26 protein-coding genes and 1 riboswitch are annotated in these 24,546 nt (G+C 69.5%); of the genes, 9 read left to right on the plus strand and 17 right to left on the minus strand.

Features of this window, described 5'->3' with window-relative positions; all coding sequences use genetic code 11:
• Positions 1–2: 2 nt before the first annotated feature.
• Together xerD and ald are read right to left on the minus strand one after the other, a co-directional pair.
• Positions 3–935, minus strand: a complete 933-nt coding sequence (gene xerD, locus ACYVIO_RS37635; protein WP_460655769.1) for a site-specific tyrosine recombinase XerD — start codon at positions 933–935, stop codon at positions 3–5.
• Between the two features lie 22 nt (positions 936–957).
• The gene (gene ald / locus ACYVIO_RS37640) at positions 958–2,073 is read right to left on the minus strand and encodes an alanine dehydrogenase (RefSeq protein ID WP_460655770.1); all 1,116 of its coding nucleotides are present in this window, start codon (positions 2,071–2,073) and stop codon (positions 958–960) included.
• A gap of 438 nt (positions 2,074–2,511) precedes the next feature.
• Between ald and ACYVIO_RS37645 the strand changes: the two genes are divergently transcribed.
• On the plus strand, positions 2,512–3,342 hold the full coding sequence (locus ACYVIO_RS37645; protein WP_460655771.1) for an LLM class F420-dependent oxidoreductase: 831 nt from the start codon (positions 2,512–2,514) through the stop codon (positions 3,340–3,342).
• 4 nt (positions 3,343–3,346) lie between these two features.
• Here the strand turns inward: ACYVIO_RS37645 and ACYVIO_RS37650 are convergent, their stop codons facing one another.
• On the minus strand, positions 3,347–3,784 hold the full coding sequence (locus ACYVIO_RS37650; RefSeq protein WP_460655772.1) for a cupin domain-containing protein: 438 nt from the start codon (positions 3,782–3,784) through the stop codon (positions 3,347–3,349).
• 55 nt (positions 3,785–3,839) lie between these two features.
• Between ACYVIO_RS37650 and ACYVIO_RS37655 the strand changes: the two genes are divergently transcribed.
• Positions 3,840–4,448: a hypothetical protein gene (locus ACYVIO_RS37655; protein WP_460655773.1), complete on the plus strand. Its 609-nt coding sequence runs from the start codon at positions 3,840–3,842 to the stop codon at positions 4,446–4,448.
• Here ACYVIO_RS37655 and ACYVIO_RS37660 read toward each other — a convergent pair.
• The gene (locus ACYVIO_RS37660; RefSeq protein ID WP_460655774.1) at positions 4,416–5,126 is read right to left on the minus strand and encodes an MBL fold metallo-hydrolase; all 711 of its coding nucleotides are present in this window, start codon (positions 5,124–5,126) and stop codon (positions 4,416–4,418) included. The genes ACYVIO_RS37655 and ACYVIO_RS37660 overlap by 33 nt on opposite strands.
• Positions 5,127–5,145: 19 nt before the next feature.
• Here ACYVIO_RS37660 and ACYVIO_RS37665 point away from each other — a divergent pair, with 19 nt between their 5' ends.
• Entirely contained in the window at positions 5,146–6,135 is a 990-nt protein-coding gene (locus tag ACYVIO_RS37665; protein ID WP_460655775.1) for a P1 family peptidase, read from the plus strand.
• Here the strand turns inward: ACYVIO_RS37665 and ACYVIO_RS37670 are convergent.
• A complete protein-coding gene (locus tag ACYVIO_RS37670; protein WP_460655776.1) occupies positions 6,086–7,060 on the minus strand; it encodes a helix-turn-helix transcriptional regulator in 975 nt (324 codons plus the stop codon). The genes ACYVIO_RS37665 and ACYVIO_RS37670 overlap by 50 nt on opposite strands.
• A gap of 90 nt (positions 7,061–7,150) precedes the next feature.
• On the opposite strand from ACYVIO_RS37670, the gene ACYVIO_RS37675 reads away from it, so the two are divergent.
• Together ACYVIO_RS37675 and ACYVIO_RS37680 are read left to right on the plus strand one after the other, a co-directional pair.
• Positions 7,151–7,672, plus strand: coding sequence for a hypothetical protein (locus tag ACYVIO_RS37675; RefSeq protein WP_460655777.1), 522 nt, complete (start codon positions 7,151–7,153; stop codon positions 7,670–7,672).
• 30 nt (positions 7,673–7,702) lie between these two features.
• Positions 7,703–8,647 carry a hypothetical protein gene (locus ACYVIO_RS37680; protein ID WP_460655778.1) on the plus strand — a complete coding sequence of 315 codons (945 nt, stop codon included), beginning with the start codon at positions 7,703–7,705 and terminating at the stop codon, positions 8,645–8,647.
• Here the strand turns inward: ACYVIO_RS37680 and ACYVIO_RS37685 are convergent.
• The 4 genes from ACYVIO_RS37685 to ACYVIO_RS37700 form a co-directional block, all read right to left on the minus strand.
• On the minus strand, positions 8,640–9,542 hold the full coding sequence (locus ACYVIO_RS37685) for a pyridoxal-phosphate dependent enzyme (protein ID WP_460655779.1): 903 nt from the start codon (positions 9,540–9,542) through the stop codon (positions 8,640–8,642). The genes ACYVIO_RS37680 and ACYVIO_RS37685 overlap by 8 nt on opposite strands.
• 7 nt (positions 9,543–9,549) lie before the next feature.
• Positions 9,550–10,563: an NAD(P)H-dependent flavin oxidoreductase gene (locus tag ACYVIO_RS37690; RefSeq protein WP_460655780.1), complete on the minus strand. Its 1,014-nt coding sequence runs from the start codon at positions 10,561–10,563 to the stop codon at positions 9,550–9,552.
• A 76-nt stretch (positions 10,564–10,639) separates the two neighbouring features.
• On the minus strand, positions 10,640–10,876 hold the full coding sequence (locus ACYVIO_RS37695) for a tautomerase family protein (protein WP_460655781.1): 237 nt from the start codon (positions 10,874–10,876) through the stop codon (positions 10,640–10,642).
• 14 nt (positions 10,877–10,890) lie between these two features.
• Positions 10,891–11,610, minus strand: a complete 720-nt coding sequence (locus ACYVIO_RS37700; RefSeq protein ID WP_460655782.1) for an SDR family NAD(P)-dependent oxidoreductase — start codon at positions 11,608–11,610, stop codon at positions 10,891–10,893.
• Positions 11,611–11,691: 81 nt separating this feature from the next.
• Between ACYVIO_RS37700 and ACYVIO_RS37705 the strand changes: the two genes are divergently transcribed.
• Complete coding sequence (locus ACYVIO_RS37705) at positions 11,692–12,288, plus strand: TetR/AcrR family transcriptional regulator (protein ID WP_460655783.1); 597 nt, start codon at positions 11,692–11,694, stop codon at positions 12,286–12,288.
• Positions 12,289–12,455: 167 nt separating this feature from the next.
• Here ACYVIO_RS37705 and ribH read toward each other — a convergent pair whose 3' ends face one another.
• The 8 genes from ribH to ACYVIO_RS37745 all read right to left on the minus strand — a co-directional run bounded on the left by ribH (position 12,456) and on the right by ACYVIO_RS37745 (position 19,446).
• Positions 12,456–12,926, minus strand: a complete 471-nt coding sequence (gene ribH / locus ACYVIO_RS37710) for a 6,7-dimethyl-8-ribityllumazine synthase (protein WP_460655784.1) — start codon at positions 12,924–12,926, stop codon at positions 12,456–12,458.
• Positions 12,927–14,159 carry a bifunctional 3,4-dihydroxy-2-butanone-4-phosphate synthase/GTP cyclohydrolase II gene (locus ACYVIO_RS37715; protein ID WP_460655785.1) on the minus strand — a complete coding sequence of 411 codons (1,233 nt, stop codon included), beginning with the start codon at positions 14,157–14,159 and terminating at the stop codon, positions 12,927–12,929. It abuts the gene before it with no gap.
• Between the two features lie 3 nt (positions 14,160–14,162).
• The gene (pnuC, locus tag ACYVIO_RS37720) at positions 14,163–14,834 is read right to left on the minus strand and encodes a nicotinamide riboside transporter PnuC (RefSeq protein WP_460655786.1); all 672 of its coding nucleotides are present in this window, start codon (positions 14,832–14,834) and stop codon (positions 14,163–14,165) included.
• Positions 14,831–15,454, minus strand: a complete 624-nt coding sequence (locus ACYVIO_RS37725; protein WP_460655787.1) for a riboflavin synthase — start codon at positions 15,452–15,454, stop codon at positions 14,831–14,833. Before ACYVIO_RS37725 ends, pnuC begins: the two co-directional genes overlap by 4 nt.
• The gene (gene ribD, locus ACYVIO_RS37730) at positions 15,455–16,483 is read right to left on the minus strand and encodes a bifunctional diaminohydroxyphosphoribosylaminopyrimidine deaminase/5-amino-6-(5-phosphoribosylamino)uracil reductase RibD (RefSeq protein WP_460655788.1); all 1,029 of its coding nucleotides are present in this window, start codon (positions 16,481–16,483) and stop codon (positions 15,455–15,457) included.
• A 128-nt stretch (positions 16,484–16,611) separates the two neighbouring features.
• A riboswitch (FMN riboswitch) is annotated at positions 16,612–16,742 on the minus strand.
• Between the two features lie 60 nt (positions 16,743–16,802).
• Complete coding sequence (locus tag ACYVIO_RS37735; RefSeq protein ID WP_460655789.1) at positions 16,803–17,741, minus strand: DUF2891 family protein; 939 nt, start codon at positions 17,739–17,741, stop codon at positions 16,803–16,805.
• The gene (locus tag ACYVIO_RS37740) at positions 17,741–18,718 is read right to left on the minus strand and encodes a DUF979 domain-containing protein (protein WP_460655790.1); all 978 of its coding nucleotides are present in this window, start codon (positions 18,716–18,718) and stop codon (positions 17,741–17,743) included. Before ACYVIO_RS37740 ends, ACYVIO_RS37735 begins: the two co-directional genes overlap by 1 nt.
• Positions 18,715–19,446, minus strand: coding sequence for a DUF969 domain-containing protein (locus ACYVIO_RS37745; protein ID WP_460655791.1), 732 nt, complete (start codon positions 19,444–19,446; stop codon positions 18,715–18,717). Before ACYVIO_RS37745 ends, ACYVIO_RS37740 begins: the two co-directional genes overlap by 4 nt.
• Before the next feature lie 264 nt (positions 19,447–19,710).
• Between ACYVIO_RS37745 and ACYVIO_RS37750 the strand changes: the two genes are divergently transcribed.
• From ACYVIO_RS37750 to ACYVIO_RS37760, 3 genes are read left to right on the plus strand one after another with little or no spacing between them, the layout of a single operon-like run.
• Positions 19,711–21,318, plus strand: coding sequence for an ABC-F family ATP-binding cassette domain-containing protein (locus ACYVIO_RS37750; protein WP_460655792.1), 1,608 nt, complete (start codon positions 19,711–19,713; stop codon positions 21,316–21,318).
• Between the two features lie 32 nt (positions 21,319–21,350).
• A complete protein-coding gene (locus tag ACYVIO_RS37755; protein ID WP_460655793.1) occupies positions 21,351–23,057 on the plus strand; it encodes an ABC-F family ATP-binding cassette domain-containing protein in 1,707 nt (568 codons plus the stop codon).
• Positions 23,058–23,087: 30 nt separating this feature from the next.
• On the plus strand, positions 23,088–24,485 hold the full coding sequence (locus ACYVIO_RS37760) for a serine/threonine-protein kinase (RefSeq protein ID WP_460655794.1): 1,398 nt from the start codon (positions 23,088–23,090) through the stop codon (positions 24,483–24,485).
• Positions 24,486–24,546 lie beyond the last annotated feature (61 nt).

Consider the following 24,546-nt stretch of genomic DNA (forward strand, 5'->3'; position numbering starts at 1 on the left):
GCTCAACTTAAGGCGCGCGGATGCGAGGTCGCGTACACCTCACGGAGTTTGTCGACCGTGACGAGCGTGTAGACCTGCGTCGTCGTCACCGACGCGTGCCCGAGCAGCTCCTGCACAACCCGTACGTCGGCGCCGCCGTCGAGCAGATGCGTCGCGAACGAGTGCCGCAGCGTGTGCGGCGAGATCTCCTTGCTGATCCCGGCCCGCTGCGTCGCCCTGCGCAGTACCGTCCACGCGCTCTGCCGCGACAGCCGGCCGCCGCGCGCGTTGAGGAACAGCGCATGCGTGCCACGACCTCGCGCGACGAGATCCGGCCGTCCGCGAACCTGGTACGCCGACAACGCGTCGCGTGCGTAGGACCCGACCGGTACGACGCGTTCCTTGCTGCCCTTGCCGCGCAGCAGCACCTGCCCGGACTCGAGATCGACCTCGTCGACGTCGAGCCCGACCGCCTCCGAGATCCGCGCGCCGGTCCCGTACAGGAACTCCAGCAACGCGGCGTCACGCGTCGCGAGCACCGCGGGCTCGGCCTCGGCGCCGGCGGCCGCGGTCAGGATCCGGGTCACCTCGTCGACGGACAGGGCCTTGGGCAACCGTTGCGGCGGGACCGGCGGCTTCACCGCGCCGGCCGGGTCGATCGAGGTCAGCCCCTCGCGCAGGCAGAACTTGTGGAACCCGCGGACCGCGACGACCGTGCGTCCCGCGCTCGACGCGGTCAGCGGCGGGTGGTCGGCGTCGCCTTCCCGCAACCGCATCAGGAAGTCACCGACCACCGCCTCGGAGATCCGGCCGAGCGACGTGATCTCCGCGCCGGCCAGGTACTCGTCGTACCGACGCAGGTCCCGCCGGTACGACGCCAGGGTGTTGGCGGCCAGTCCGCGCTCGACCGTCAGATGGTCGAGGTACGCACCGACCCCACGCCCGATGTCACTCATGTGGAGCAGTCTGCCCGGTGGGTCAGACAAGGACCTCGTCGAGCTTCAGCTGGTCGAGGTCGTGCGCCTCGGCGACCGGGCCGTAGGTGACCTGGCCGTCGAAGGTGTTCAGGCCGAGCGCGAGGCTGTGGTCGTTCTTCAGCGCCTCCCGCCAGCCGAGGTTCGCCAGCTCCACGGCGTACGGCAAGGTCACGTTCGTGAGCGCGTACGTCGAGGTGTTCGGCACCGCGCCCGGCATGTTGGCCACGCAGTAGAACAGCGAGTTGTGCACCTTGTAGACCGGGTCGGCGTGCGTGGTCGGGTGCGAGTCCTCGAAGCAGCCGCCCTGGTCGATCGCGATGTCGACGAGCACGCTGCCCGGCTTCATCCGCGAGACCAGCTCGTTGCTGACCAGCTTCGGCGCCTTCGCGCCGGTGACCAGGACCGCGCCGATGACCAGGTCGGCGTTGAGTACCGCGCGCTCGATCTCGTACGCGTTCGACGCGACCGTGTGCAGGTGGCCCTGGTACGTCCGGTCGGCGTCCCGCAGGCGCGCGATGTTGCGGTCGAACAGCTGCACCTCGGCCTGCATGCCGAGCGCGATCGCCGCCGCGTTCATCCCGGCCACACCGGCGCCGATGATGACGACCCGGGCCGAGTGCACGCCGGAGACACCGCCCATCAGGACGCCGCGGCCGCCGCCGTTGGCCATCAGGTGGTACGACCCGGCCTGCGGCGCGAGCCGGCCCGCGACCTCGCTCATCGGGGCGAGCAGCGGCAGCGACCCGTCCGGGAGCTGGACCGTCTCGTACGCGATGCCGGTGATGCCGGAGTCGGTCAGCGCCTTCGTGGTCTCGGGGCTCGCGGCCAGGTGCAGGTAGGTGAACAGCACCTGGTCCCGGCGCATCCGGTGGTACTCCTCGGCCACCGGCTCCTTGACCTTGAGCACCAGCTCGGCCTCGCCCCACACGTCGTCGGCGGTCGGCACGATCCGTGCCCCGGCCGCGACGAACTCCTCGTCCGGCAGCAGCGAACCGGAACCGGCTCCCTGCTCGATCAGAACCTCGTGCCCGTTGCGCACGAACTCGTGCACCCCGGCCGGGGTGATCGCCACCCGGTACTCGTGGTTCTTGACTTCCTTCGGAACTCCGACCTTCACTGCTCGCCCTTCTTCCGTCTCCAGGGAATGCGGCCCACAACGCTGTGTCCGCGGCCCGGCGGTCGAGGGGTTGGTGCTGCCGAGTCGCTGCGAGTGTAAGCCCGCAGGGTCCATACCACTGCAGCGGTTGGTCTTGTCTCGTGACGACGCGCTGACGGGGAGTTCTGCGGGTTGATCACACTCCTCCTTAAGACGTCACAGTGCCCCGCGAAGTTGTCCCGTTGCAGCCCGTTTCCGGTCGTTCAGCCCCATTCTTGACGCAATCTTTTCCTCCCCGTTCCCCTTCCGTGGCAGACCTTTCGGGCACACCGATTTCGTTGCTTGCGCAATCATCGTTGAGTGACGCAGGAGTAACAGGAAGACTTGCTCGTGTCGCCGGAATGGCTGCTCTCCGCCCGGAGCTGCCCCAAGGGAATCGTTAGACGAAGGGAGCACGACGTGGCGGTCGATCTGGGACGGTTCGGGGTCTGGCACCAGGCGGAGAAGTGGGGGCCTGAACTCGCCTCCGGCCTCGAGCAGCTCGGGTACGGCGCGCTGTGGCTCGGCGCCTCGCCCGACGCCGATCTGCGCGACGCCGAGGTGCTGCTCGCCTCGACCGATCAGGTGAAGGTCGGCACCAGCATCGTCAACATGTGGAAGGACGAGCCGGCGGCTGTTGCCTCGTCGTACCACCGGTTGGAGGAGGAGCACCCGGGCCGCTTCATCCTGGGCGTCGGCATCGGGCATCCGGAGCGCACGGGTGAGTACAAGACGCCGTACGAGACGATCGTCGACTACCTGGACGCGCTCGACGACGCCAAGGTCCCGACCGATCGGCGGGCGCTGGCCGCGCTTGGACCGCGGGTGCTGAAGCTGTCGGCCGCGCGGACCGCGGGCGCGCTTCCGTACCTCACGACGCCCGAGCACACGCGGCAGGCTCGCGAGACGCTCGGCGCCGGCGTACTGCTGGCGCCCGAGCACAAGGTCGTGCTGGAGACCGATCCGGAGATCGCGCGCTCGGTCGCGCGCGACTACCTGGCCGGGTACCTGCAGCTCACCAACTACACGAGCAACCTCAAGCGCCTCGGGTACCACGACCACGACTTCGAGAACGGCGGCAGCGACCACCTGGTCGACGCGCTCGTCCTGCACGGTACGGCGGTCGAGATCGCCGAGGGACTGAACGCCCACCTCGAAGCCGGCGCCGACCAGGTCGTCATCCAGCAGCTCGGCAAGGAAGGCCCGGATCTGCTGCCGGGCTACGAGGCGCTGGCCACTGTTCTGATCTAGATGCTTAGCGCAGCGTGAAGTCGGCGAAGTCGAAGCCCGGCGACACGATGCACGACACCAGCACCGCTTCGTCGTCGACCGGTCGCGCGGCCTGCCAGGCCCCGGCCGGTACGACGGCCTGCGGCTGCTGGCCTGCCTTCACGTCCGGCCCGAGCGTGATCGACTCGGCCAGCTCCGGGTCGTCGCCGACGCCGCCGAGCTCGAGGGTCAGCGGCCCACCGGAGTGCCACAGCCAGATCTCGGCCGAGCGCACCTTGTGCCAGCGCGACTCCTCACCCGGCGCGAGCAGGAAGTAGATCGCGGTCGCACTCGCCCGCTCCCCGTCGTACCCGCTCGGCTCGAACGACACCTCCGAACGCCAGGTCTCGCGGAACCAGCCGCCTTCCGGGTGCTGGGTCAGGTCCAACGCCTCGGCCAGCTCGGGCCGTTCCTGGGTCGCCATGCCGGAAACGGTAATACCCGTGACGGCCGGGCCCGCGAGCAGGCAGAGTTCGAGCATGAACCTGCGCCCGACCGCCTACCACCAGCGACTTCCGTACGGCGAACGCGTGTCGCCCGCACCGCTGCTCGGCGGCCCGTTCTTCGCCTTCGACGGCGACGTCCAGGTCGTCCCGCTGGCCGAGCCGGTCCTCCCCGAACCGCCGCGCGCCGGCGAACCGGGCGGCAAGCCGTGCATCGCGTGCACCGGCCCGGACTCGGCGGTGATCTGGCGCGACGACCGCTGGCAGCTCAAGGCCGGGCTCGAGCCGAGCGGCCTCCCGATCGTCGCCCTGCTGGAGCCACGCGAGCACTACCGCCTCGACAACCTCTCCCCCGAACTGCTCGCCGACCTCGGCCCGATGATCCAGCGTGTAGCCGGCGCGATCCGCCGCATCGAGGGCGTCGGCCGCACGCACTTCAGCCGCTTCGGCGACGGCAGCGAGCACTTCCACGTGTGGTTCATGGCGCGCCCGGTCGGCATGATGCAACTCCGCGGCCCGCTGCTGTCGATCTGGGGCGACATCCTCCCGTCCGTCCCCGACGAGGAGTTCCAGACCAACGCCCGCACAGTCGCGACAGCACTCGCCGAGCTCTCAGGCCAACCCCACGGCGCCGCCACCCGCTGACCGCATCTTCCGCGGCTCCGAGTGCGAGTCCACGTAGTACGCATGCCCTTCACGCAGCAACCTGCGGGCCATCCCGAAGTCCGTCGTGTCCTCCTCGGTCCGCAGGTGAAACGGCGGCGGGTAGTAACAGTCCCCCACCAGCATCACGTCCGACTCGGGATCAACAGCAACGATCGAGTCCGGCGCGTGCCGGCCCCCGACGTACCGAAGCTCCACCCCGGTCGGCAACGTCAACGTCTCCTCGAACGTTGTGTGCGGCAACACGATCCGCAACTCGGAGAAGTCCGGTACGGCGAGCGCCCGCGCCCGGAAACTGGGCCCAAGCTTCGGGTTGTCGATCACCTGGTCCCGCAAGTACTGATGACTCCAAGGCCGCTCAGCCTCCCCCGCCAAAATCCCCACGGCCGAAGCATGCGCCACCACCTCAACCTCCCCCCAAGCCGAAGCACCCCACGTGTGATCCCAGTGATGATGCGTGTAAACCAACCACCGCACCTCCGGCAGCCCTTCGGCAGCGATCGCCCGCTGCACTTCCCGAGCATGCGCCAGACTGTTCCCCGCATCGATCAACACAGACCCACGCTCATCGGCAACCACCCCCACCGAAGCCCCAATAGCCTCCGGATCAGGATCGTGCGGATAGACCCACACCCGCCCGGCCACGCGTTGCAGCTTCATCTGACCGACGATAGTGGGCATGCGGACGAGAGCGCGTGACCTGGGTGTTGTCATCGGGAGCCTGCCCACGGGCGAGCTGAACGCGATCACCGACGTACCAGGCGTGCTTGTCGGCCAGACAACCATCTCCGACGGCGACCTGCAGACGGGGGTCACCGCGATCGTCCCCGCCGACGTCACCAGCGGTCTCCCGGCGGCTGTTGCTGTGGGCAACGGATACGGGAAGTTGGTCGGCTCCACGCAGGTCGACGAGCTCGGTCGGCTGGAGACTCCGATCCTGCTCACCGGCACCCTCTCGGTCTTCCGCGTCGCCGACGCCCTGCTCACCTACCTGCTCGACCGCGACCCACACGCGACCAGCCTCAACCCAGTGGTCGGCGAGACCAACGACGGCTACCTCTCCGACATCCGCCGCCGCCCGATCACCGAGCAGCACGTCCTCGATGCCCTCACATCAGCCTCCACCGACCAACCCGAAGAAGGCTGCGCAGGAGCAGGCACCGGCACCTCAGCCCTCGGCTTCAAAGCAGGCATCGGTACGTCGTCCCGCCAACTCCCCACCGGCACGATCGGCGTACTCGTCCAAAGCAACTTCTCCGGCACCCTCCAAGTCCTCGGCACCCAGATCCCAGCGCCGCAACAGCCCGAGCCCGACGGCAACTCCTGCATGATCGTGCTCGCCACCGACCTCCCGCTCGACGCGCGCCAGCTCGGCCGGATCGCTCGCCGGGCGATCTTCGCGCTCGGCCGGATCGGCTCGGACTACGCGCCCGGCAGCGGCGACTACGCGATCGCGTTCGCCACGTCGTACCAATCACCGATGCCCGACCAGGACCTCCGCGAGGTCTTCCAGGCAACGCTCGAAGCCGTCGAGGAAGCGCTGCTCAACTCCCTCACCGCGGCCCGTACGACGACCGGCTTCCAAGGGCGCACCCAGTACGCCGTACCGCACGACCTGATCATCGCGGCGCGGGATAGAGCGCGGCAACCGTCGTCGCCAACCGCCTGATCTCCGCCCGAACCTCGTCCGGCGCGAGCACCTCCAGCTCGTCGCCGTACCGGATGAACTGCGACGCCGCGTTCCCCACGGACTCGATCGGCACGTCGACCGTCACTGTCCCGTCGGCGTCCGGCGCGACGCCCTCCATCGCCTTCACCAGCACGGGAAACGACACGTCCTTCAACCGCGCGACCATCTTCGCCGACACACGGACGACGGCCGACGAGGTGAACCGCCGCTGATCGAACTCCTCGAGATGCTCCCGCCAAACCGTCGCCAGATCGAACCCAGCCGGCCGACTGAACTCCTCCTCGGTGATCGTCAGCTCGAGGATGTTGGACACCCGGTACGTCCGGACCGCCTGCCCAGCAGCTGCGACGACGTACCAACTCCCGTTCTTCAGCACCAGCCCGTACGGATCGAGCATCCGCTCGACCTCGCGCGGCGCCTCCCACCGGCGATAGAGCACCTTGATCCGCCGGTCGTGCAGCACGGCCTCCGCGACCGGCGCGAGCTGCGGCGAGTCCTCGGCGTCGGAGTACCACGCGGGCATGTCGAGATAGAACCGGTTCTTCAGCCGCCCCGCGCGATCCCGCTGATCCGGCGCCAACGCCGCCAGCAACTTCAGCTCCGCCGCCGACGTCTCCGCCGTCAGCCCGAGAGCCGCCGCCGGCCCCGGCATCCCGACGAGGAACAGCGCCGCCGCTTCCTGCTCGGTCAGTCCGGTCAGCCGAGTCCGGTACCCGTCGACCAGCCGATACCCGCCCGCGCGCCCTTGATCGGCGTACACCGGAACCCCCGCGGCCGCGAGCGCCTCGACGTCCCGATAGATCGTCCGCAACGAGACTTCCAGCTCGTCCGCCAACTCCCGAGCCGTCAGCTGCCGCCGCGTCTGCAGCAACAACAGAATCGACAACAACCGACTCGAACGCATGCGCCGAGCGTACGCCGAAACGCTGCCACACCCTGTCAGGTTTCCGCCTGCACCATCCCGGCCGCCCCTGCGATGTGCCAGCCTTGCCCGATGCGCGCGTACCTGATGGCACCGGTGTGGGCGCTCGTCCTGCTCACCGGGCTGCCGGTCGGCGCTCTGATCGCCCTCCTGATCGTCCTGTCCGGCGACACCCTCACCCTCGCGGTCGTCTTCGGCGCCGCCGTCGGACTGCTGTTCGGCCTCGTGATCGCCGTCGGATCCCGCCAGTACCGCCGCAACCTCCGTCCACTCCTGGAACGACTCCCCGAGCCCGGCTGGACGCTCGCCCGCGCCGCGGCGCGGGGCGGACCCGTCCCCACCGAGCCGGAGGTCCGCGCCGTCGCCATCGAGCTCCTCGACCTCCGGATCCGCAACCTCCGACGCGCCCGGACGGGCTTGGTGCTGGTGCTCGGCCTCAACCTGCTGATCGCCCTGGTCAACATCGCACTCGGCAACTGGTGGTGCATCATCGCCGCCCTGGCGTGGGCAGCGGGCCTGTTGGAGCGCTGGCAGGCACCCCGCCGCCTCCAGCGACGTCGCGAACTCCTGGCGGCCGAAAAAACACTGCCATGACCTGTCAGGTTTTGCTGTCAGGCTCGACCCATGACCAAAGCGACCAGTGATTTCGACTTCCTGAACGGGCACTTCGACGTGGCGCACCGGCAGTTGCTCAAGCCGCTGACCGGGAGCGACGAGTGGGACGAGTACGCCGGCACCTGCAGCGCGCGGACGCACTTCGACGGCGCGATCAGCCTCGACGAGATGCAGTTCCCGACCAAGGGCTCGTACGGGCTGTCGCTGCGGCTGTTCGACCCGGAGGCCGAGGAGTGGTCGATCTACTGGGTGAACAGCACGTCGTACGAGGTGTTCCCGCCGGTGCGCGGAAAGTGGAAGGACGGCGCGTGCTGGCTGGTCGGCGAGGACACGCACGACGGCCACCCGATCCTCGCGAGCTACAGCTGGTCGGACATCACCGACACCACCGCGCACTGGGAGCAGTCGTTCTCGGCCGACGGCGGCGAGACGTGGGAGGTCAACTGGACGATGGACTTCACCCGGCGTGAGACCGCGCCGCCGCCGCTCGACATCCCGAAGGTGACCGGCGACTTCGACTTCCTGGTCGGCAGCTGGGACATGCACAACGAACGCCGCCGGCCCGCCCTCGGCGAACCGGCCGAGTGGTACGACGTCGAGTCGAAAATGCAGGTCTGGACGTACTTCGACGGCGCGATCAGCTTCGACGAGGGCTGGTTCCCGACGCTCAACTTCCAGGGCGCGACCTTCCGCGTCTACAACCCGACGACCGGCACCTGGTCCATCCACTGGATCAACAGCCAGCGCGGCCGACTCGAGACCCCGGTCATCGGCTCCTTCACCGACGGCGTCGGCATCTTCGAGGGCCCGGACGTCTGGGAGGACCAGCCCATCGACGTCCGCTTCCAGTGGACCCCCGGCGACCGGCAGGCCCGCTGGGAACAGTTCTTCTCCACCGACGGCGGCCAGACCTGGGTCTCCAACTGGAAGATGACCCACACGCGCACTAGCTGAGGAAGGCCTCCGCATAGGTGACGGCCGCGGGGTTGCCGAAGAAGCCGGGGAGGCCTCCGGTGTGGAGGAAGATCGGGCGGTCGCCGAGGGATCCGTCCTTGGCGGCCTCGATCAGGCCGGCCATGGCTCGGCCGGTGTAGATGGGATCGAGGACGACGCCCTCGGTGCGGGCGGTCAGGGTGAGGGCCGCGGCGGAGGCCTCGGTGAAGTGGGGATAGCCGGGGCCCACCTGCTCCCGGCGTACTCGCAAAGCATCAGCTGGTACGCCGGACATCGAGGCCACGACCGGCAGCGGGTCTGGCAGTGCGCCAGTGTCCACGCCGAGGACTCGCTCGGGGCCTAGCTCGCTAACCAGGCCGGCCATCGTCCCGCCGGAGCCGAGCGCGACCACCACCGTGGTGAAGTCCGGGAGCTGGGTCAGCAGCTCCTGGGCGCACTCGGCGTACCCCTGCGCGCCGACCACGCTCGATCCACCGAACGGGATCAGCGCGGCCTTGCCCGCCTCAGCAACGATCTCCTCGGCCACGACAGCGCGGTCCCGGTCCCCTGCCCAGACCACGCGCGCGCCGAACAGCCCGTCCAGCGCGAGGTTGCCCGAGCTCGACTGACCAGCTTCACCAGGGAACACCAGTACGGCGTTCACCCCGAGCCGCGCCGCCGCGGCGGCGGTCAGACGCGCGTGGTTGCTCTGCGGCGCACCCGTCGTGACAACAGTCTCGGCGCCGTCCGCCAGAGCCGCGCCCAGCGTCCACTCCAGCTTGCGGGTTTTGTTGCCTCCAGCCCCCAAACCGCCGAGGTCGTCGCGTTTGAACCACAGGTCGGCCAGCCCGAGCGTGGCCGCGAGGCGCGGCGCCGGCTCCAACGGGGTCGGCCAAGTACCGAGCGAAACCTTCATGCTTCTCCTAGAGTTCCGCAGCGAGTGCGGTGATGACGTCGGCAGCAGGCCCGGTCCGCGCCTGGCCGTACGCGGTCCCCGCCCACAGGTGAACCTGATCCGGCTGGCCAGCAGCGGCCGCGACCGCGCGCAACGGCCGGGTCAGATGATGAATCGCGGGATACCCGATCGGCGCACTGGCCTCGTGGCGCTCGATGAAACCGTTCCGCAGTCCACGGGCCGGACGCCCGGTGAACGCCCGCGTGATGACGGTCTGATCCGGCCCGGCGTTGGCAAGGGCTTCCTTGTGTACGGCGCTCGCCCCGCTCTCGTCGGTCCGCAGTAGCACTGTCCCGACCGCCACCGCCGAAGCTCCGAGACCCAGCAGCTCCCGCACCTGCGAGGCCTCACTTACTCCCCCCGCAGCAATCACCGGCAACGAGGTCTCCGCAACCACTTGCTGGACCAGCTCGCGCAACGACACAACGCCAGGTTGCTCCGGCGTGTGCGTCCCGCTGTGCCCGCCGGCTTCCGTCCCCTGAGCGATCAGCCCGTGCACGCCGAGCTCAACCGCCACGCGCGCTTCCCCGAGAGTCGTCACCGTCGCCAGCACCTGCGTCCCGACACCGGCCAACGCGCTCACCACCTCAGCGCCCGGCAGTCCAAAGGTGAAGCTCACGAACGGCACCGGCCGCTCCAGCAGCAGATCGAGCTTCCCCTGCCAGTGATCGTCATCCACCACCATCGGCGCCGCCGCCAGATCGAGCCCGTACGGCGTACCCTCCGCAGCCAGCTCCTCGGCGTACCGCCGAAACTCCGCCTCGGTCACCGTCGACGGCCCCGGCACGAACAGGTTCACCCCGAACGGCACCGTCAGCTCGGACATCTCCGCACCCAGTGCATCCGGCGTCTTGTAACCGCCGGCAAGAAACCCGAACCCACCCGCCGAAGTCACCGCCGCAACCAGCGCCGGCTTGGTAGCCCCACCAGCCATCGGCGCCCCGATCACCGGCGACTCCGACGCAGTCCACGAACCAGTCATGCCCGAATCCTCCTCCACTCCGCACCAGCCGCGAGGGCGCCACCCGGATCGGACGGCGCCCTCGGCGTACCAGCTACTACTTCTGCTCGGCAGCCCGCTGCGCCCGGAACTCCAGCGCGGGCAGACCACCCCAACCCCAGTTGGCCGTGTCGACCTCGTTGATGATCACGAACGTCGACTCGAACGGCTTGTCCAGCACGTCCCGCAGCACCTCGCTCACACCCTTGATCAGCGCGGCCTTCTCCTCAGCAGTCACCGAGTCAGTGCCCGGCGTGTGTCCCTCACGGGTCACGTCGATCGTGACAACAGGCATCTTCTCAACCCCCTCTACGCCGCGGTCCGGCCGACGGTCATGCCGCCGTCGGCGTGCAGGACCTCACCGGTGATGAACTCGGCACCTTCGAGGTACATGACGGCCGAGACGATGTCGCTGACCTCGCCCATCCGGTCCATCGGGTGCATGCCGGCCAGCGTGGAGTGCGTGTTCTCCGGGTGGATCGCCGTCTTGATGTAGCCCGGTGCCACCGCGTTCACCCGGACGCCGCGCGCCGCGAATTCGATCGCGAGCGACTTGGTCGCGGCCTGCAGGCCGCCCTTGGTCAGCGACGCGAGGCCGGACGGGACCGCCTCGTCGGGCTGCTCGACCAGCGAGGTCGTGATGGTCGCGATGTGCCCGGCCCCGGCCTCGAGCATGACGGCGGCCGCGCGCTGGGTCAGGTGGAAGAACCCGGCCAGGTTGGTCGCGCTCAGCAGCTCGAAGTCCTCGACGGTGTACTCGGTGAACGGCTTGGCGACGAAGACGCCGGCGTTGTTGATCAGCGTGTCGATCCGGCCGAACCGCTCCAGCGCGACCTCGACCACCCGCGCGGCGGTCGCCGGGTCGGCGATGTCACCCGGTACGGCGACGACGTCCGCGTCGCCCGAGTCGGTGATCGATCGCGAGGTCGCGACGACGCCGTAGCCGGCGGCGCGGTAGGCGGCGACCAGGCCGGCCCCGATGCCCTGCGACGCTCCGGTGACGATCGCGACCTTGGACGGTGTGCTCATGGTTCTTCTCCAGTTCTGGATTTACTAGACGAACGGTCTACTACTTTCACAGACTAGACGACCGGTCGTATACTTTTCAACATGGGACGGAACAGCGACGCACGACCGAAGATCCTGAAGGCAGGCCGGGAGCTCCTCGCCCAGCGCGGGTACTCGGCGCTGGGCGTTGCGGAGATCTGCACCGTGGCCGGCGTACCGAAGGGCAGCTTCTACTACTTCTTCGACTCCAAGCAGGCGCTCGCCGAGGCGGTCATCGAGGAGCACTGGGTCGAGCAGCGCGCCCAGTGGGCGGCGCTGCTGGGCAGCGACAAGGCACCGCTGGACCGACTGCGAGACCTGTACGACGCGACGACCGAGGTCCAGCGCAAGGCGCAGAAGGACACCGGCGCGGTGACGGGCTGCCTGTTCGGCAACCTGGCGCTGGAGCTGAGCGCGCGCGACGACGAGATCCAGCATCGTCTGCAGGAGATCTTCGACGAGCAGATCACGATGGTCGCCGAGGTCGTCGACCAGGCGCAGCGCGACGGCGCGGCCGACGTACCAGACGCTCGCGAGGCGGCTCGCTCGCTGGTCGCGCAGCTCGAAGGTTCGGTCCTGTTCGCCAAGCTCCGGAACGATCCGGGCCAGCTCGACCACCTCTGGGCGCACACAGCAGCCCTGCTCGGCGCCAAAGCCTGAAAGACGACCCAGCAACACCTTCCAAGTACCAGCCCCCGACCGGCGGTCGGCACTTGAAAGATGCTGCCGCTGCTCCAGGACCTGCACCTTTCAAGTACCAGCCCTCGATCGGTGGTCGGCACTTGAAAGGTGCTGAGCTGGTGGTTGGTACTTGAAAGGTGCCAGGCTCAGAGGCTCTTGATCGCGGCCAAGGTCACCAGCGCCGCCTGTGTGGACTCGTAGCCCTTGTCCTCCCGCGAGTCCGGCAGCCCCGCGCGATCCAGCGCCTGAGGATCGTTGTCGCACGTCAGCAGCCCGAACCCCACCGGCACCCCGGTGCTCATGCCGACCTCCATCAGCCCGTTCGTCGCGGCCTGGCAGACGTACTCGAAGTGCGGCGTGTCACCGCGGATGACGACACCCAGCGCCACCACCGCGTCGTACCCAGCCTTCGCCGCGTGCAGCGCCGTGACCGGCAGCTCGAACGAGCCCGGCACGCGGATGATCGAGTAGTCGGTGACGCCCGACTCGTCCAGCGCCCGCACGGCGCCGGCGACCAGCGCGTCGGTCACCTTCGGGTGCCACTGCGCGGCGACGACCGCGACCCGGGCGCCCTCCACCCGCGGTGTCTCGATCGTGGGTGCTCCACTTCCCGACATCTACTGAACTCCCTTTTCGTCCGTGCCGGTGGGCAGGTGGTGGCCCATCCGGTCGCGCTTGGTGCGCAGGTAGCGCAGGTTGTGCTCGGTCGGGTCGATCGAGATCCCGCGGCGCTCGACCACGTCGATCCCGTAGCCCTGGACGCCGGTCAGCTTGTCCGGGTTGTTCGTCAGCATCGTCGCCGACGTGACGCCCAGATCGGCGAGGATCTGCGCGCCGGTGCCGTAGTCGCGAGCATCCGCGGGCAGCCCGAGATCCAGGTTCGCGTCGACGGTGTCCCGGCCCGCGTCCTGCAGCTCGTACGCCTGCAGCTTGTGCAGCAGCCCGATCCCCCGGCCCTCGTGGCCGCGCAGGTACACGACGACGCCGCCCTCGGCCGCGACCTGCCGCATCGCCTCGTCCAGCTGCGGACCGCAGTCGCAGCGCAGCGAGCCGAACACGTCGCCGGTCAGGCACTCCGAGTGCAGCCGGACCAGCGTCGGCCCGTCCCCGATCTCGCCGCGGACCAGCGCCAGCTGCTCCGACCCGTCGACGGTGTTCCGGTAGCCGTGCGCAATGAAGTCGCCGTACCGGGTGGGCAACGTGGTGGTCGCGACCCGCTCGATCTGGCTCTCGGTACGACGCCGGTACGCGATCAGGTCCGCGATCGAGACCAGCACCAGGCCGTGCTCGTCAGCGAACGAACGCAGCTCAGCGCCGCGCTTCATCGACCCGTCGTCGTTCACCAGCTCGGAGATCACCGCGGACGGCCGCAGCCCGGCCAGCCGGGCCAGGTCGATCGACGCCTCGGTGTGCCCCGGGCGCACCAGTACGCCGCCGTCGCGCGCCCGCAGCGGGAACACGTGCCCCGGCTGCACCAGGTCGAACGGCTCCGAGGCCGAGTCGGCCAGCACGCGAATCGTCTTGGCCCGGTCGGCCGCCGAGATGCCGGTCGCGATGTTGTCGCGGGCATCGACCGACACCGTGTACGCCGTGCGCAGCTTCTCCCGGTTGTGCGGGGTCATCAGCGGGATGCCGAGCCGGTCCAGCTCGGCGCCCTCCATCGGCACGCACACGACACCCGAGCTGTACCGGATCAGGAACGCGAGCAGCTCCGGCGTCGCCTTGGACGCGGCGAAGATCAGGTCGCCCTCGTTCTCGCGGTCCTCGTCGTCGACCACGATCACCGCGCGGCCGGCGCGGATCTCGTCGATCGCGTGCTCGATCGTGTCGAGCTTCAGCACCTCGCCCATCGTCTAACCCACCACCACTGGATCGGGGGTGACCGCTACGGTCTCCCGCTGGTTGATCCGCCACCACGCCGCGAACCCGAGCACGCAGAACAGTCCGTAGACGACGTACATCGCCGCCGACGGGTAGAACTTGGCCTGCACCAGCAGCGGGACGCCGACGACGTCCACCGCGATCCAGACCAGCCAGAACTCGACGAACCCGCGCGCCATCCCGTACGTCGCCAGGATCGACCCGGTCAGGATCCACGCATCCCACTGCGGACCCCAGGAACCGAGCTCCCGAAGTACGAAGTAACCGATCGCGTAGAGCACGACGCCCGCGCCGAGCATCTCCAGACGCTGCCGGGCCGTGGCCCAGCGCGGCTGGACTCCGGTCGCGGCGCCGCCGTGGCGGGTCTGGTACCAGCGGTACCACCCGTACAGGCTGACGAGCGCGAAGAAGACCTGGCGGCCGGCCTGGCCCCAGAGGTCCTTGTCCTGCGGGGTGTCGAACAGCCCGCCGACGAAGACCGTGAACAGCAGCACGTTCCCGACGATGCCGATCGGCCACGCCGACACCAGCCGGCGCATCCCGAACAGGGCGCTGGCCAGGCCGAACACGTTGCCGACGATCTCACGCACGAGCACCGGCGAACCGGCGATGGTGACCTGCTCGTGCAGCAGCCAGTCGATCATTCGTTGCCTCCGACAACACTCTTCGGGGCGGTCAGCAACCGCTCCACGTACTTCGCGATCACGTCGACCTCGAGGTTGACGGTGTCGCCGATCGTGTTGCGCCCGAGCACGGTGAGCTCGAGGGTGGTCGGGATCAGGCTGATCCCGAAGGTGGAGGTCGCGTCGTCGACGTCGGTGACGGTCAGCGAGACGCCGTCGACGGCGATCGAGCCCTTCTCCGCGACGTACTTGAGGATCTCCGGCCCGGCCGCCACGCGGACGACCTCCCAGTGCTCGGCCGGCTCGCGGCTCGCGATCGTGCCGACGCCGTCGACGTGGCCCTGGACGATGTGGCCGCCCAGCCGGGCGTGCGCGGTGACGGCCCGCTCCAGGTTGACGATCGAGCCCTTCTCGACGCCGCCCAGGCTGGTCCGGCGGAGCGTCTCGCGCATCACGTCGGCGGTGAAGGTACCCTCACCGGTCTCGACGACGGTCAGGCAGCAGCCGTTGACCGAGATCGAGTCGCCGTGCCCGGCGTCCTCGGTCACCTTCGGGCCACGGATGGTGAGCCGGGCCGCGTCGCCCTCCAGCAGGTCGAGCGACTCGACGGTACCCAGCTCTTCGACGATTCCGGTGAACATCTACTTCCCTCCCAGGGGAGTCAGGGTGAGCCGGACGTCGTCGCCGAGGCGAGTGACGTCCGCAAGGGTGAAGCGCCGCAGGTGGTCGATAGATTCCGCACCCAGGTCGCCGACGGCGGAGAAGCCCGAGCCGAGCAGCGCCGGAGCGACGTACGCGACGATCTGGTCGACCAGTCCGGCGCGCAGGAAGGCCGCGGCCAGCGTCGGCCCGCCCTCGAGCCACAGGTGGCGGATCTGGTGGTCGTCGAGCTGCCGGAGCACCTCGGCGGGGTCGTGGGTCGGCAGCAGCAACGTCGCGGCGCGGTCGTTGCGGACCCGCGCGGTCTCCGGGATCTCCCGGTCGCCGACCACGACCCGCAGCGGCTGGCGGCCGATCGGGCGGTCGTTCTCGTCGCGCACGGTCAGCTCGGGGTCGTCGTCCAGCACCGTCTGGGTGCCGACGGCGATCGCGTCGCACTCGGCGCGCTTGCGGTGGACGTCGGCGCGGGCGGCCTCACCGGTGATCCACTTGCTGGTCCGGTCGGGCGCGGCGCTGCGGCCGTCCAGGGTGGTGGCGAACTTCCAAGTCACGAACGGACGGCCGGTCCGCACGCTGTGCAGCCAGACGTAGTTGACCTCTTCGGCCTCGGCCCGCAGTACGCCCTGCTCGACCTGGATGTCCTTGGTGCGCAGCGTCTCGCCGCCGCCGGCGGCCTGCGCGTTCGGGTCGGGTACGGCGTACACGACGCGGCTGATGCCGGCCTCGATCAGCGCGTCGGCGCACGGCCCGGTCCGGCCGGTGTGGTTGCAGGGCTCCAGCGTCACGTACGCCGTACCGCCGCGAGCCCGCGGCCCGGCCATCCGCAGCGCGTTCACCTCGGCGTGCGGTCCGCCGGCCTGCTCGTGATACCCCTCGCCAACGGGATGCCCGTCGCGGCCGGTGATCACACAGCCGACGACCGGGTTGGGGTGCGTGCTGCCGATCCCGCGGCCGGCCAGCTCGATCGCACGCCGCATCCAGGCGACGTCGATCGGTGAAGCGTGGTTCACAGACGGTCCCTCGTTGTCACGGACGCACCACCGGGGCCATGACAACCGGCACGCGAACCGCCGTCCGGAGGGTGTGTCGCGCTACCTACTGCGGCCACGCGGTTCCGCACGTCGGAGCGCACACCGATCGCGTGCGCCTCCCATCCGGACTTTCACCGTCGGTCCTGGAATTCCACCAGGTCAACCGGCCGACACCTTCGTCGACCGGGTCGCGGACTGTAACCGCCGGCTCGGAATTACACCGACCCCGGAGCACGCGAGTGGTTTCACTCGTACTTGAAGTGTACGCCGGTCCGGAAGCACCGACTTGTTGCTTCCGTCACCTGGACGGACTGATCAGCGCACCGCCCTGGGCGAGGTAGGCGAAGGTGGCGAGCCAGTGGTCGTGGTTGAAGTCGCCGCTGGTGACGCTGGGGAGGGCGGCGTCGAGGTGGGCCGTCACCTGTCGTTCGTCGTCGGTCAGAGCGGCCAACTGCCAGGCGCGGGTGAGGTTGAGCCCTTGTAGATGCCCTTGGCGACCGTCGATCGGGTAGCGGACGGCGACCGGTTGCAGAGCAGTCAGATCAGGCAGGAAGGCGGGCAACCACTCGGCGAAGTCGTCCTCGGTCAGGATCCGGCGCATCAGGTCGGCTTCCGACAGTCCCGGCGACAGGAAGTCCTCGCCGCTCGGCTCCCACTGCAGCGGGCAGTCGCGATCCTCGGCGAACCAGGTGCGCGCCTTGTCCTGGACGGCTTGGACGAGCTTGTCCTGGCCGAGAGCCTCGGCGGCGTCGTACAGAAGAGCCATCGCGAACGCCGAGTTCGAGTGGACGCCCGAGCGGACCGGGCGGGCCGCTCCCTCCAGCCACTCGACGCTGAGGTCGACGATCGCGTCGACGAACGGGGTCATCGCCTTGGACCAGCTGGCCCCGTCGGGACTCGCGCCGACGGCCGCGGCCAGCACCAGACCCCAGGCCCAGCCGTACGGGCGCTCGAACGACGGCGAGCTCCGCAGGTACGCCGCCTCGGCGGCCAGTGCGTCGGCGGTCAAGTTCTGGTCGAGCGCCTTGCGGATGGGCTCGGGATCAGTGGCCTCGGGCAACAACCGGACCAGCAGCCAGTGCATGTGCACGCAGGAGTGCCAGTCGTACGACGTGTGGAACGCAGGGTGCAGCTCCTTGACGCTGTAGGCCCTGGCGTCGCGCGCGACGTGGTCGAGCTGGTGCGGCGACTCGGTCTTGAGATTCTGCAGCGCGATCTCGACGTACCGCTGGCTCATCACAGGACTCCGAAGGCGAGGAAGTACATCAGGAAGACGTTGCAGACGAGCAGCGGGATCGCGGTCGGCAGCTGCGCCTTGATCGGCCCGTACCGGCTCTTCATGTCGAGCAGCGCGGCCGGGACCAGGTTGAAGTTCGCGGCCATCGGCGTGGTCAGCGTGCCGCAGAAGCCGGCCAGCATGCCGATCGCGAAGACCGTCGCCGGGTTGCCGTCGAAGGTCTGCACCAGCACCGGGTACCCGATCGCGGCGGTCATGATCGGGAACGCCGCGAACGCGTTGCCCATGATCACGGTGAACAGCGCCATCCCCAGGCAGTACACGACGACCGAGCCGAACAGCGATCCCTCCGGCAGCACGTGCGTGGTGACCTTGCCGACCGCCGTACCGACGCCGGCATCGGTGAACAGCCGACCGAGCGTGGCGAGCATCTGCGGCAGGACGGCCGCCCAGCCGATCACCTCGAGCAGCCGGTGCCCCTCCTTGAGCGGAGTCAGGACCGACGGCGGACGCAGCATGATCACGCCGACGATCGCCGCCGCGACCGCGGAGACGCCCAGACCGATCAGCGTCTCGGAACCCTTCTCCAGCAGCGGCTGGTCGCCGGCCTTGATCTTGGCCAGCCCGACCGCGAAGATCAGCGCGCCGAGCGGGATCACCAGCGGCGGCACGAACAGCTTGTTGCCGAACCGCTGGGCGGCGGCCGCCTTCTCGGCGAGGCTCGTCGACACCTCAGTGCCGCGCCCGAGCTGCCCGGTGCCGACCAGGACGGTCATCGCGATCACGACCAGTCCGAGCACCCACGCCGGGGCGGACTTGTTCACCACGAAGGTGCTGTAACCGAAGGACGCGCCGAGCAGACCCCAGAAGGCGGCACTTCCGTACCGCTTGCTGTTGCTCCGGTCGCGCAGGGTCAGGACCGCTCCGAAGAGGAAGAGCAGACCGCACAGCCAGTAGAACCACTCGACCTTGATCACCGGTCGGCCTCCTTCTGCTTCGGCGCCGACTTCTTCACGGCAGGCGGCGGCCCGTCGACCGCCATCAGGCGGTCGAGCTGGCGGTCGAAGTAGAGCATTCGGGCGCCGTGGATCAGCAGCGCGCAGACCGCGGTCGGGATCGCCCACAGCGCGACGTGCAGCGCGTCCAGCTTCAGCCCGTACGTCGAGTCGACGAAGCCGGTGATCAGCAGGATCGAACCGACCGCGATGAAGACGTCCTCACCGAAGAACACGCCGACGTTGTCCACGCCGGCCGAGTGGCCCTTGATCCGCTCCTGCACCGCCTCGGGCAGCTTCCGCCCGTACCGGCGCTCGGCCGCACCCTCGGCCATCGGGTAGATCAGCGGCCGGACGGTCTGCGCGTGCCCGCCGATCGACATCAACCCGACCGCGGCCGTCACCTGCCGGATCACCTGGTACGACGCCAGCAGGCGCCCGGTGGTCAGGAAGGTGAGCTTCCCGATCAGCCGCCGGGACTGCTCTTGCAGCCCGAACCGCTCGACCAGGCCGATCACCGGCAGCACCACGATGAACAGCGTCACCGAGCGGCTCCCGGCGAAGCCGTTGCCGAACTCGTTCAGGATCTTTCCGGGACTCAGGCCGCCGAGCAGCCCGGTGGCGATTCCGGCCACCGTGACCACGACCAAGGGGTTCAGGCGTAGGGCGAACCCCACCACTACCAGCAGGACTCCGATCAGGACCAGCACCGCACTGCCTCCGCTTCTGCTGAGTCTTTCGGGCGATGTGATCGTATGCATTGTTGAACAAACCCACAATCACTCCTTGCAAGTTTTACTTTTTGTTATGGTGTGGAGGTGAGTACGGGAGTTGACGACGACATCTCGGGGTGAGTCCCGAGGTGACAGGCCATCGAGCCGGCGCTGAGCGCCGATGCCGTGGCCTGATCGGCGTTTCCTGACCACCTCCGCCCTCCGTGGCGGCGTACTCACTCATCTCGCGAGGTTTTCCGCATGTCCGATGCGTTCATCGTCTGTTCCTCCCTGTCGTTCGCCTGGCCTGACGACACCCCCGTCTTCACCGACCTGTCCTTCGCCGTCGGTCCCGGGCGCACCGGCCTGGTCGCGCCCAACGGCGCCGGCAAGTCGACGCTGCTCAAACTGATCGCCGGAGAGCTTTCGCCGACCGCCGGCAGCGTGTCCGTCGACGGCGTTCTCGGCTATCTCCCCCAGTCGCTGCCGCTGGTCGGCGACCTGACCGTGGCCGAGGTGCTCGGGGTCAAGCCGGTCATCGACGCGCTGAACGCGATCGAGTCCGGCGACGTCGACGAGCGCCATTTCAATGCCGTCGGCAACGACTGGGACATCGAGGAGCGCACCCGCGCACAGCTCGAACGGCTCGGTCTCGACGCTGACCTCGGTCGCCGACTGAACACGTTCTCCGGTGGCCAGGTGATCTCGCTCGGCCTGGCCGCGCAACTGCTGAAGCAGCCCGACGTACTGCTGCTCGACGAGCCGACCAACAACCTGGATCTCGACGCCCGGCGCAACCTGTACGCCGTACTGGAGAACTGGAACGGCTGTCTGCTGCTCGTCAGTCACGACCGCGCGTTGCTGGATCGGATGGATCGGATCGCGGAACTGGAGCGCGGCGAGGTCCGGTCGTACGGCGGCAACTTCACGGCGTACGAGGAGGCTGTCGCGGCCGAGCAGGAGGTCGCGGAGAAGAACATCCGCTCGGCCGAGCAGGACCTCAAGCGCGAGAAGCGCGAGATGCAGCAGGCGCGTGAGCGGGCGCAGCGGCGCGCGAGCACTGCCCAGAAGGGGTTGAAGGACGCCGGGCTGGCGCGGATCAACGCCGGCAACATGAAGCGCTCGGCCGAGGTCTCCGCGGCGAAGGCCAACCAGACCCACGCAAATCGGTTGAGCGACGCGAAGGCGAAGCTGGACGAGGCCGGGCGGGCGCGACGCGACGAGCCGCGGCTGGCGCTGGAGCTTCCGGGGACGGCGGTTCCGGCCGGTCGGACGGTGTTCGAAGGCAGCGGGCTTCACGTGCGCGAACTGTTCGCCGGTGAGGGTGCTTCGCTGAACATCCGCGGGCCGGAACGGATCGCGTTGTCGGCTCCGAACGGGACCGGCAAGTCGACGCTGCTCCGGTGGATCCAGGGGTCACTGACCGGCGGAGAGGTGAGACGTGCCGACGGCCGGATCGCCTACCTCTCCCAGCGCCTGGATCTCCTGGACCTCGACCGCACGGTGTTCGAGAACCTGTCCCACTTCGCGCCGACCATGCCCGAGGCCCAGCGGATGAACCTCCTGGCCCGCTTCCTGTTCCGCGGCCAGCGCATCCACCTGCCCGCCGGCGTCCTGTCCGGCGGCGAACGCCTCCGCGCCACCCTCGCCTGCGTCCTGTACGCCGAGCCGGCGCCGCAGCTGTTGCTGCTGGACGAACCCACCAACAACCTCGACCTCGTCAGCGTCGAGCAGCTGGAGTCGGCCCTGACGGCGTACCAGGGTGCGTTCGTCGTCGTCAGCCACGACGAGCGCTTCCTGTCCGAACTCGGTATCACCCGCTGGCTGACGCTGACCGAGGGCAAGTTGCTCGAGTCCGCAGCCAACTGAACTTTCTCTCTTTCTTCTCAGGTGGTTGCTCCATGCCCATTTCCGCTCTTGTTGCCGACGGCATCGTCCGGGTGCTCGGCTCCCGCCGCGTGCTCGACGGTGTCTCCCTCACCGCCTCCCCCGGCCAGCGCATCGGACTGATCGGCGAGAACGGCGCCGGCAAGTCCACCCTGCTCCGCATCCTCGCCGGCGCCGACGAACCCGACCGCGGTCACGTCACCCGCCCACTCGATCTCGGCTACCTCCCCCAGGAACTCCCCTTCGACCCCACCGCCACGCTCACCGACGTACTCGACGAAGCCCTCCAGGACGCCCACTCCGCCCTTCTTGAACTCACCCGCCTAGCCGATGCCCTCGGCGATCAGCCCGAGCTTTTGTCGGCGTACGCCGACCAACTGGCGTACGCCGAGGACCACGACGCCTGGGACGCCGACCGCCGCGCCGAGCTCGTTCTCACCGGCCTCGGCCTGGCCGAGCTCCCCCGCTCCCGCCCCCTCACGTCGCTCTCCGGCGGTCAACGCGCCCGCCTGGCGCTGGCCGCCCTCCTCATCCGCCGCCCCACCGCCCTGCTCCTCGACGAACCGACCAACCACCTCGACGACACCGCGATCGCCTTCCTGGAGAAGCAACTCCAGACGCTCCCCGGCGTCGTCCTGATCGCCACCCACGACCGAGCCCTGCTCGACGCCGTCTGCACCGACCTGATCGACCTCGACCCCGCGCTCGACGGCCCGACCCGGTACGGCGGCAACTACACGGCGTACCGGTCCGCACGCCGCGCGACCCTCGACCGCTGGCGTCGCCAGTACGCCGAAGAGCAGGCCGAACTCGTCGCCCTCCGCGAGGCCGCCGCGGTCACCGCCCACCGGGTCGCCCCCGGCCGCCTCCCCCGCGACAACGAGAAGATGGGCCAGGGCCACACCACCGGCCGAGTCCAGAACCAGATCGCCCGCCGCACGCGCGCCTTTACCCGCCAACTCGCCACGCTCACCCGCACCCAGATCCCGGCCCCACCCGAGCCGCTTCGCTTCCGCTCGGACCCCCTGGATGCCTCGCCCTCGCGCGCTCCCGCGCCCGTTTCCGCTCCGGCTCCCGCGCCTGCGCCTCTCCCCCTGGCGGCCGCCGAGCTCAAGCCGCTCCTCTCCCTCCGCAACCTCCGCGTCCCCCACCGCCTGCAGCTCGACCACCTTGACCTCCAGCCGGGCGACCACCTCCTGATCACCGGCCCCAACGGCGCCGGCAAGTCCACCCTCCTGTCCGTCCTAGCCGGCGACCTCCCCTTCCACGGCACCCTCCACCGCCACCCCGACCTCACCGTCGCCCTCCTCACCCAGGACACGACCTGGCCCGACCCCACCCGCACCGCCCGCGAGGCCTACTCCCTTGCCCTAGGCAACCAGCGCGCCGAGCAGGTCCCGCTCAGCTCCCTCGGCCTGCTCCCGCCGTACCAGCTCGACCAGCCCGTCGGCACCCTCTCCGTAGGCCAACGCCGCCGCCTCGCCCTGGCCCTCGTCATCGCCAACCCGCCCGACCTCCTCCTGCTCGACGAACCCACCAACCACCTCTCCCCCACCCTCACCGACGAACTCGAGCAGGCCCTCACCACCACCCTCCGCACCGTCGCCATCGCCACCCACGACCGTCACCTCCGAACCCACTGGCCCGCGCGCACCCTCCACCTCAGCGGCACGATGCCCGCGGACACCGCGGCTCCGGCGCCCGAGCTCCCCACTAGGTAGGTGGACGCCCGGCCGGGTAGTTTCTGCCCGGTGGAGGCGTTGGCGGGGCGGTACCAGCTGATCGATCTGATCGGCACCGGCGGCATGGGCTCGGTCTGGCGTGCGTGGGACCTGCGCAAGCGGACGTACGTCGCCGCCAAGGTGCTCGGTCAGCACGACGCCGGCATGCTGCTGCGGTTCGTCCGTGAGCAGTCGCTGCGCATCCAGCACCAGCACGTCGTCGCGCCGCACGGGTGGGCCGCGGAGGACGACAAGGTGGTGTTCGCCATGGACCTGGTCCGCGGCGGATCGGTCGCCACGCTCCTGGGCGACCACGGTCCGCTCCCCACGGCGTACGTCGCTGTCCTCCTGGACCAGATCCTCCACGGCCTGTCCGCGATCCACGCCGCCGGAGTGGTCCACCGCGACCTCAAGCCCGCGAACCTCCTCCTGGAGGCGACCGGTACGGCGCTCCCCCACCTGCGCATCTCCGACTTCGGCATCGCCGGCCTCGTCGACGAACCCCGGATGACCCGCCACAGCACCATCCTCGGCACGCCCGGCTACTTCCCACCCGAGCAGCTCCTCGGTGCGGACCCCGACCCCCGCCAGGACCTCTACACCGTCGGCGCGGTCGCCACCGAACTCCTCACCGGCAACCGCCCCACCCCCAGCACCCCCATCACTCCCCCCGACGGCCCTTTGGCCGAGCTGATCCACCACCTGACCTCCGAAGACCCAGCCACCCGCCCCGCCACAGCCCCCGAAGCCGCCCGCCTCCTAGCCGCGTCCGGCGCTCTCCCACTCCCCAACACCACCCCCTGGACCACCCAGCCAGACCCACCCGAGGTCTTCAACCAGCTCCCGCCTCTCCCCACCCCGTGGACCCCCACCGGCCCACCCGCTCCTCGCCGTACGGCGTCAAGCTCGCCTGCACCCGCCAGCGCCCCCATCACTCCCCCGCAGTCCCCAGCTCAACCCACCGCCCCCACCCGCCCAACACCTGCCGCCCCATCCGCAGCCCCCTCCCGCCCGACACCTGCCGACCCATCCGCAGCCCCCACCCGCCTAACGCCTGCCGACACATCCCCAAGCCCTCAGCCGTCCCCACACCCGCGCCCGACATCCCACCCCACCGCAGGCGCCCCCGCTCGGACGAGCCCGCCAAGCACCTCCACCCCACCCCAGCAGGCCACCCCAGCCAGCAGCCTCCACCAGCCAAGCCCCGGCCCCGGCCCCGGCCCCGGCCATCCCCACCAGCCCGCCCCCAGCTCCGCCCACACCCCGGCCAACCGCGTCCACTCACTCCCCGCCGGCGCGAACTCCAGCACCCCGCTCCAACCAACTGCCCCCTCCTCCGGCCGGAGACTGCTCACCTGGCTGGCCGCCGCCAGCTTCCTCGGCGCCCTGGCCCTCGCCGCCGCAGCCACCTGGCTCCTCCTCCGCTGACAGTTCCCGTACGGCGTTGAATCGGCGGGGATGGACATCGGTCGGGATAGCGTCGGGAACA

It is taken from the genome of Kribbella endophytica (genome assembly GCF_054781295.1).

Coding starts and splice junctions, on each gene's coding strand:
- xerD (WP_460655769.1), bottom strand. CDS start 935: ATGAGTGACATCGGGCGTGGGGTCGGTGCGTACCTCGACCATCTGACG.
- ACYVIO_RS37650 (WP_460655772.1), bottom strand. CDS start 3,784: ATGGCGACCCAGGAACGGCCCGAGCTGGCCGAGGCGTTGGACCTGACC.
- ACYVIO_RS37655 (WP_460655773.1), top strand. CDS start 3,840: ATGAACCTGCGCCCGACCGCCTACCACCAGCGACTTCCGTACGGCGAA.
- ACYVIO_RS37660 (WP_460655774.1), bottom strand. CDS start 5,126: ATGAAGCTGCAACGCGTGGCCGGGCGGGTGTGGGTCTATCCGCACGAT.
- ACYVIO_RS37665 (WP_460655775.1), top strand. CDS start 5,146: ATGCGGACGAGAGCGCGTGACCTGGGTGTTGTCATCGGGAGCCTGCCC.
- ACYVIO_RS37670 (WP_460655776.1), bottom strand. CDS start 7,060: ATGCGTTCGAGTCGGTTGTTGTCGATTCTGTTGTTGCTGCAGACGCGG.
- ACYVIO_RS37675 (WP_460655777.1), top strand. CDS start 7,151: ATGCGCGCGTACCTGATGGCACCGGTGTGGGCGCTCGTCCTGCTCACC.
- ACYVIO_RS37680 (WP_460655778.1), top strand. CDS start 7,703: ATGACCAAAGCGACCAGTGATTTCGACTTCCTGAACGGGCACTTCGAC.
- ACYVIO_RS37685 (WP_460655779.1), bottom strand. CDS start 9,542: ATGAAGGTTTCGCTCGGTACTTGGCCGACCCCGTTGGAGCCGGCGCCG.
- ACYVIO_RS37690 (WP_460655780.1), bottom strand. CDS start 10,563: ATGACTGGTTCGTGGACTGCGTCGGAGTCGCCGGTGATCGGGGCGCCG.
- ACYVIO_RS37695 (WP_460655781.1), bottom strand. CDS start 10,876: ATGCCTGTTGTCACGATCGACGTGACCCGTGAGGGACACACGCCGGGC.
- ACYVIO_RS37700 (WP_460655782.1), bottom strand. CDS start 11,610: ATGAGCACACCGTCCAAGGTCGCGATCGTCACCGGAGCGTCGCAGGGC.
- ACYVIO_RS37705 (WP_460655783.1), top strand. CDS start 11,692: ATGGGACGGAACAGCGACGCACGACCGAAGATCCTGAAGGCAGGCCGG.
- ribH (WP_460655784.1), bottom strand. CDS start 12,926: ATGTCGGGAAGTGGAGCACCCACGATCGAGACACCGCGGGTGGAGGGC.
- ACYVIO_RS37715 (WP_460655785.1), bottom strand. CDS start 14,159: ATGGGCGAGGTGCTGAAGCTCGACACGATCGAGCACGCGATCGACGAG.
- pnuC (WP_460655786.1), bottom strand. CDS start 14,834: ATGATCGACTGGCTGCTGCACGAGCAGGTCACCATCGCCGGTTCGCCG.
- ACYVIO_RS37725 (WP_460655787.1), bottom strand. CDS start 15,454: ATGTTCACCGGAATCGTCGAAGAGCTGGGTACCGTCGAGTCGCTCGAC.
- ACYVIO_RS37735 (WP_460655789.1), bottom strand. CDS start 17,741: ATGAGCCAGCGGTACGTCGAGATCGCGCTGCAGAATCTCAAGACCGAG.
- ACYVIO_RS37750 (WP_460655792.1), top strand. CDS start 19,711: ATGTCCGATGCGTTCATCGTCTGTTCCTCCCTGTCGTTCGCCTGGCCT.
- ACYVIO_RS37755 (WP_460655793.1), top strand. CDS start 21,351: ATGCCCATTTCCGCTCTTGTTGCCGACGGCATCGTCCGGGTGCTCGGC.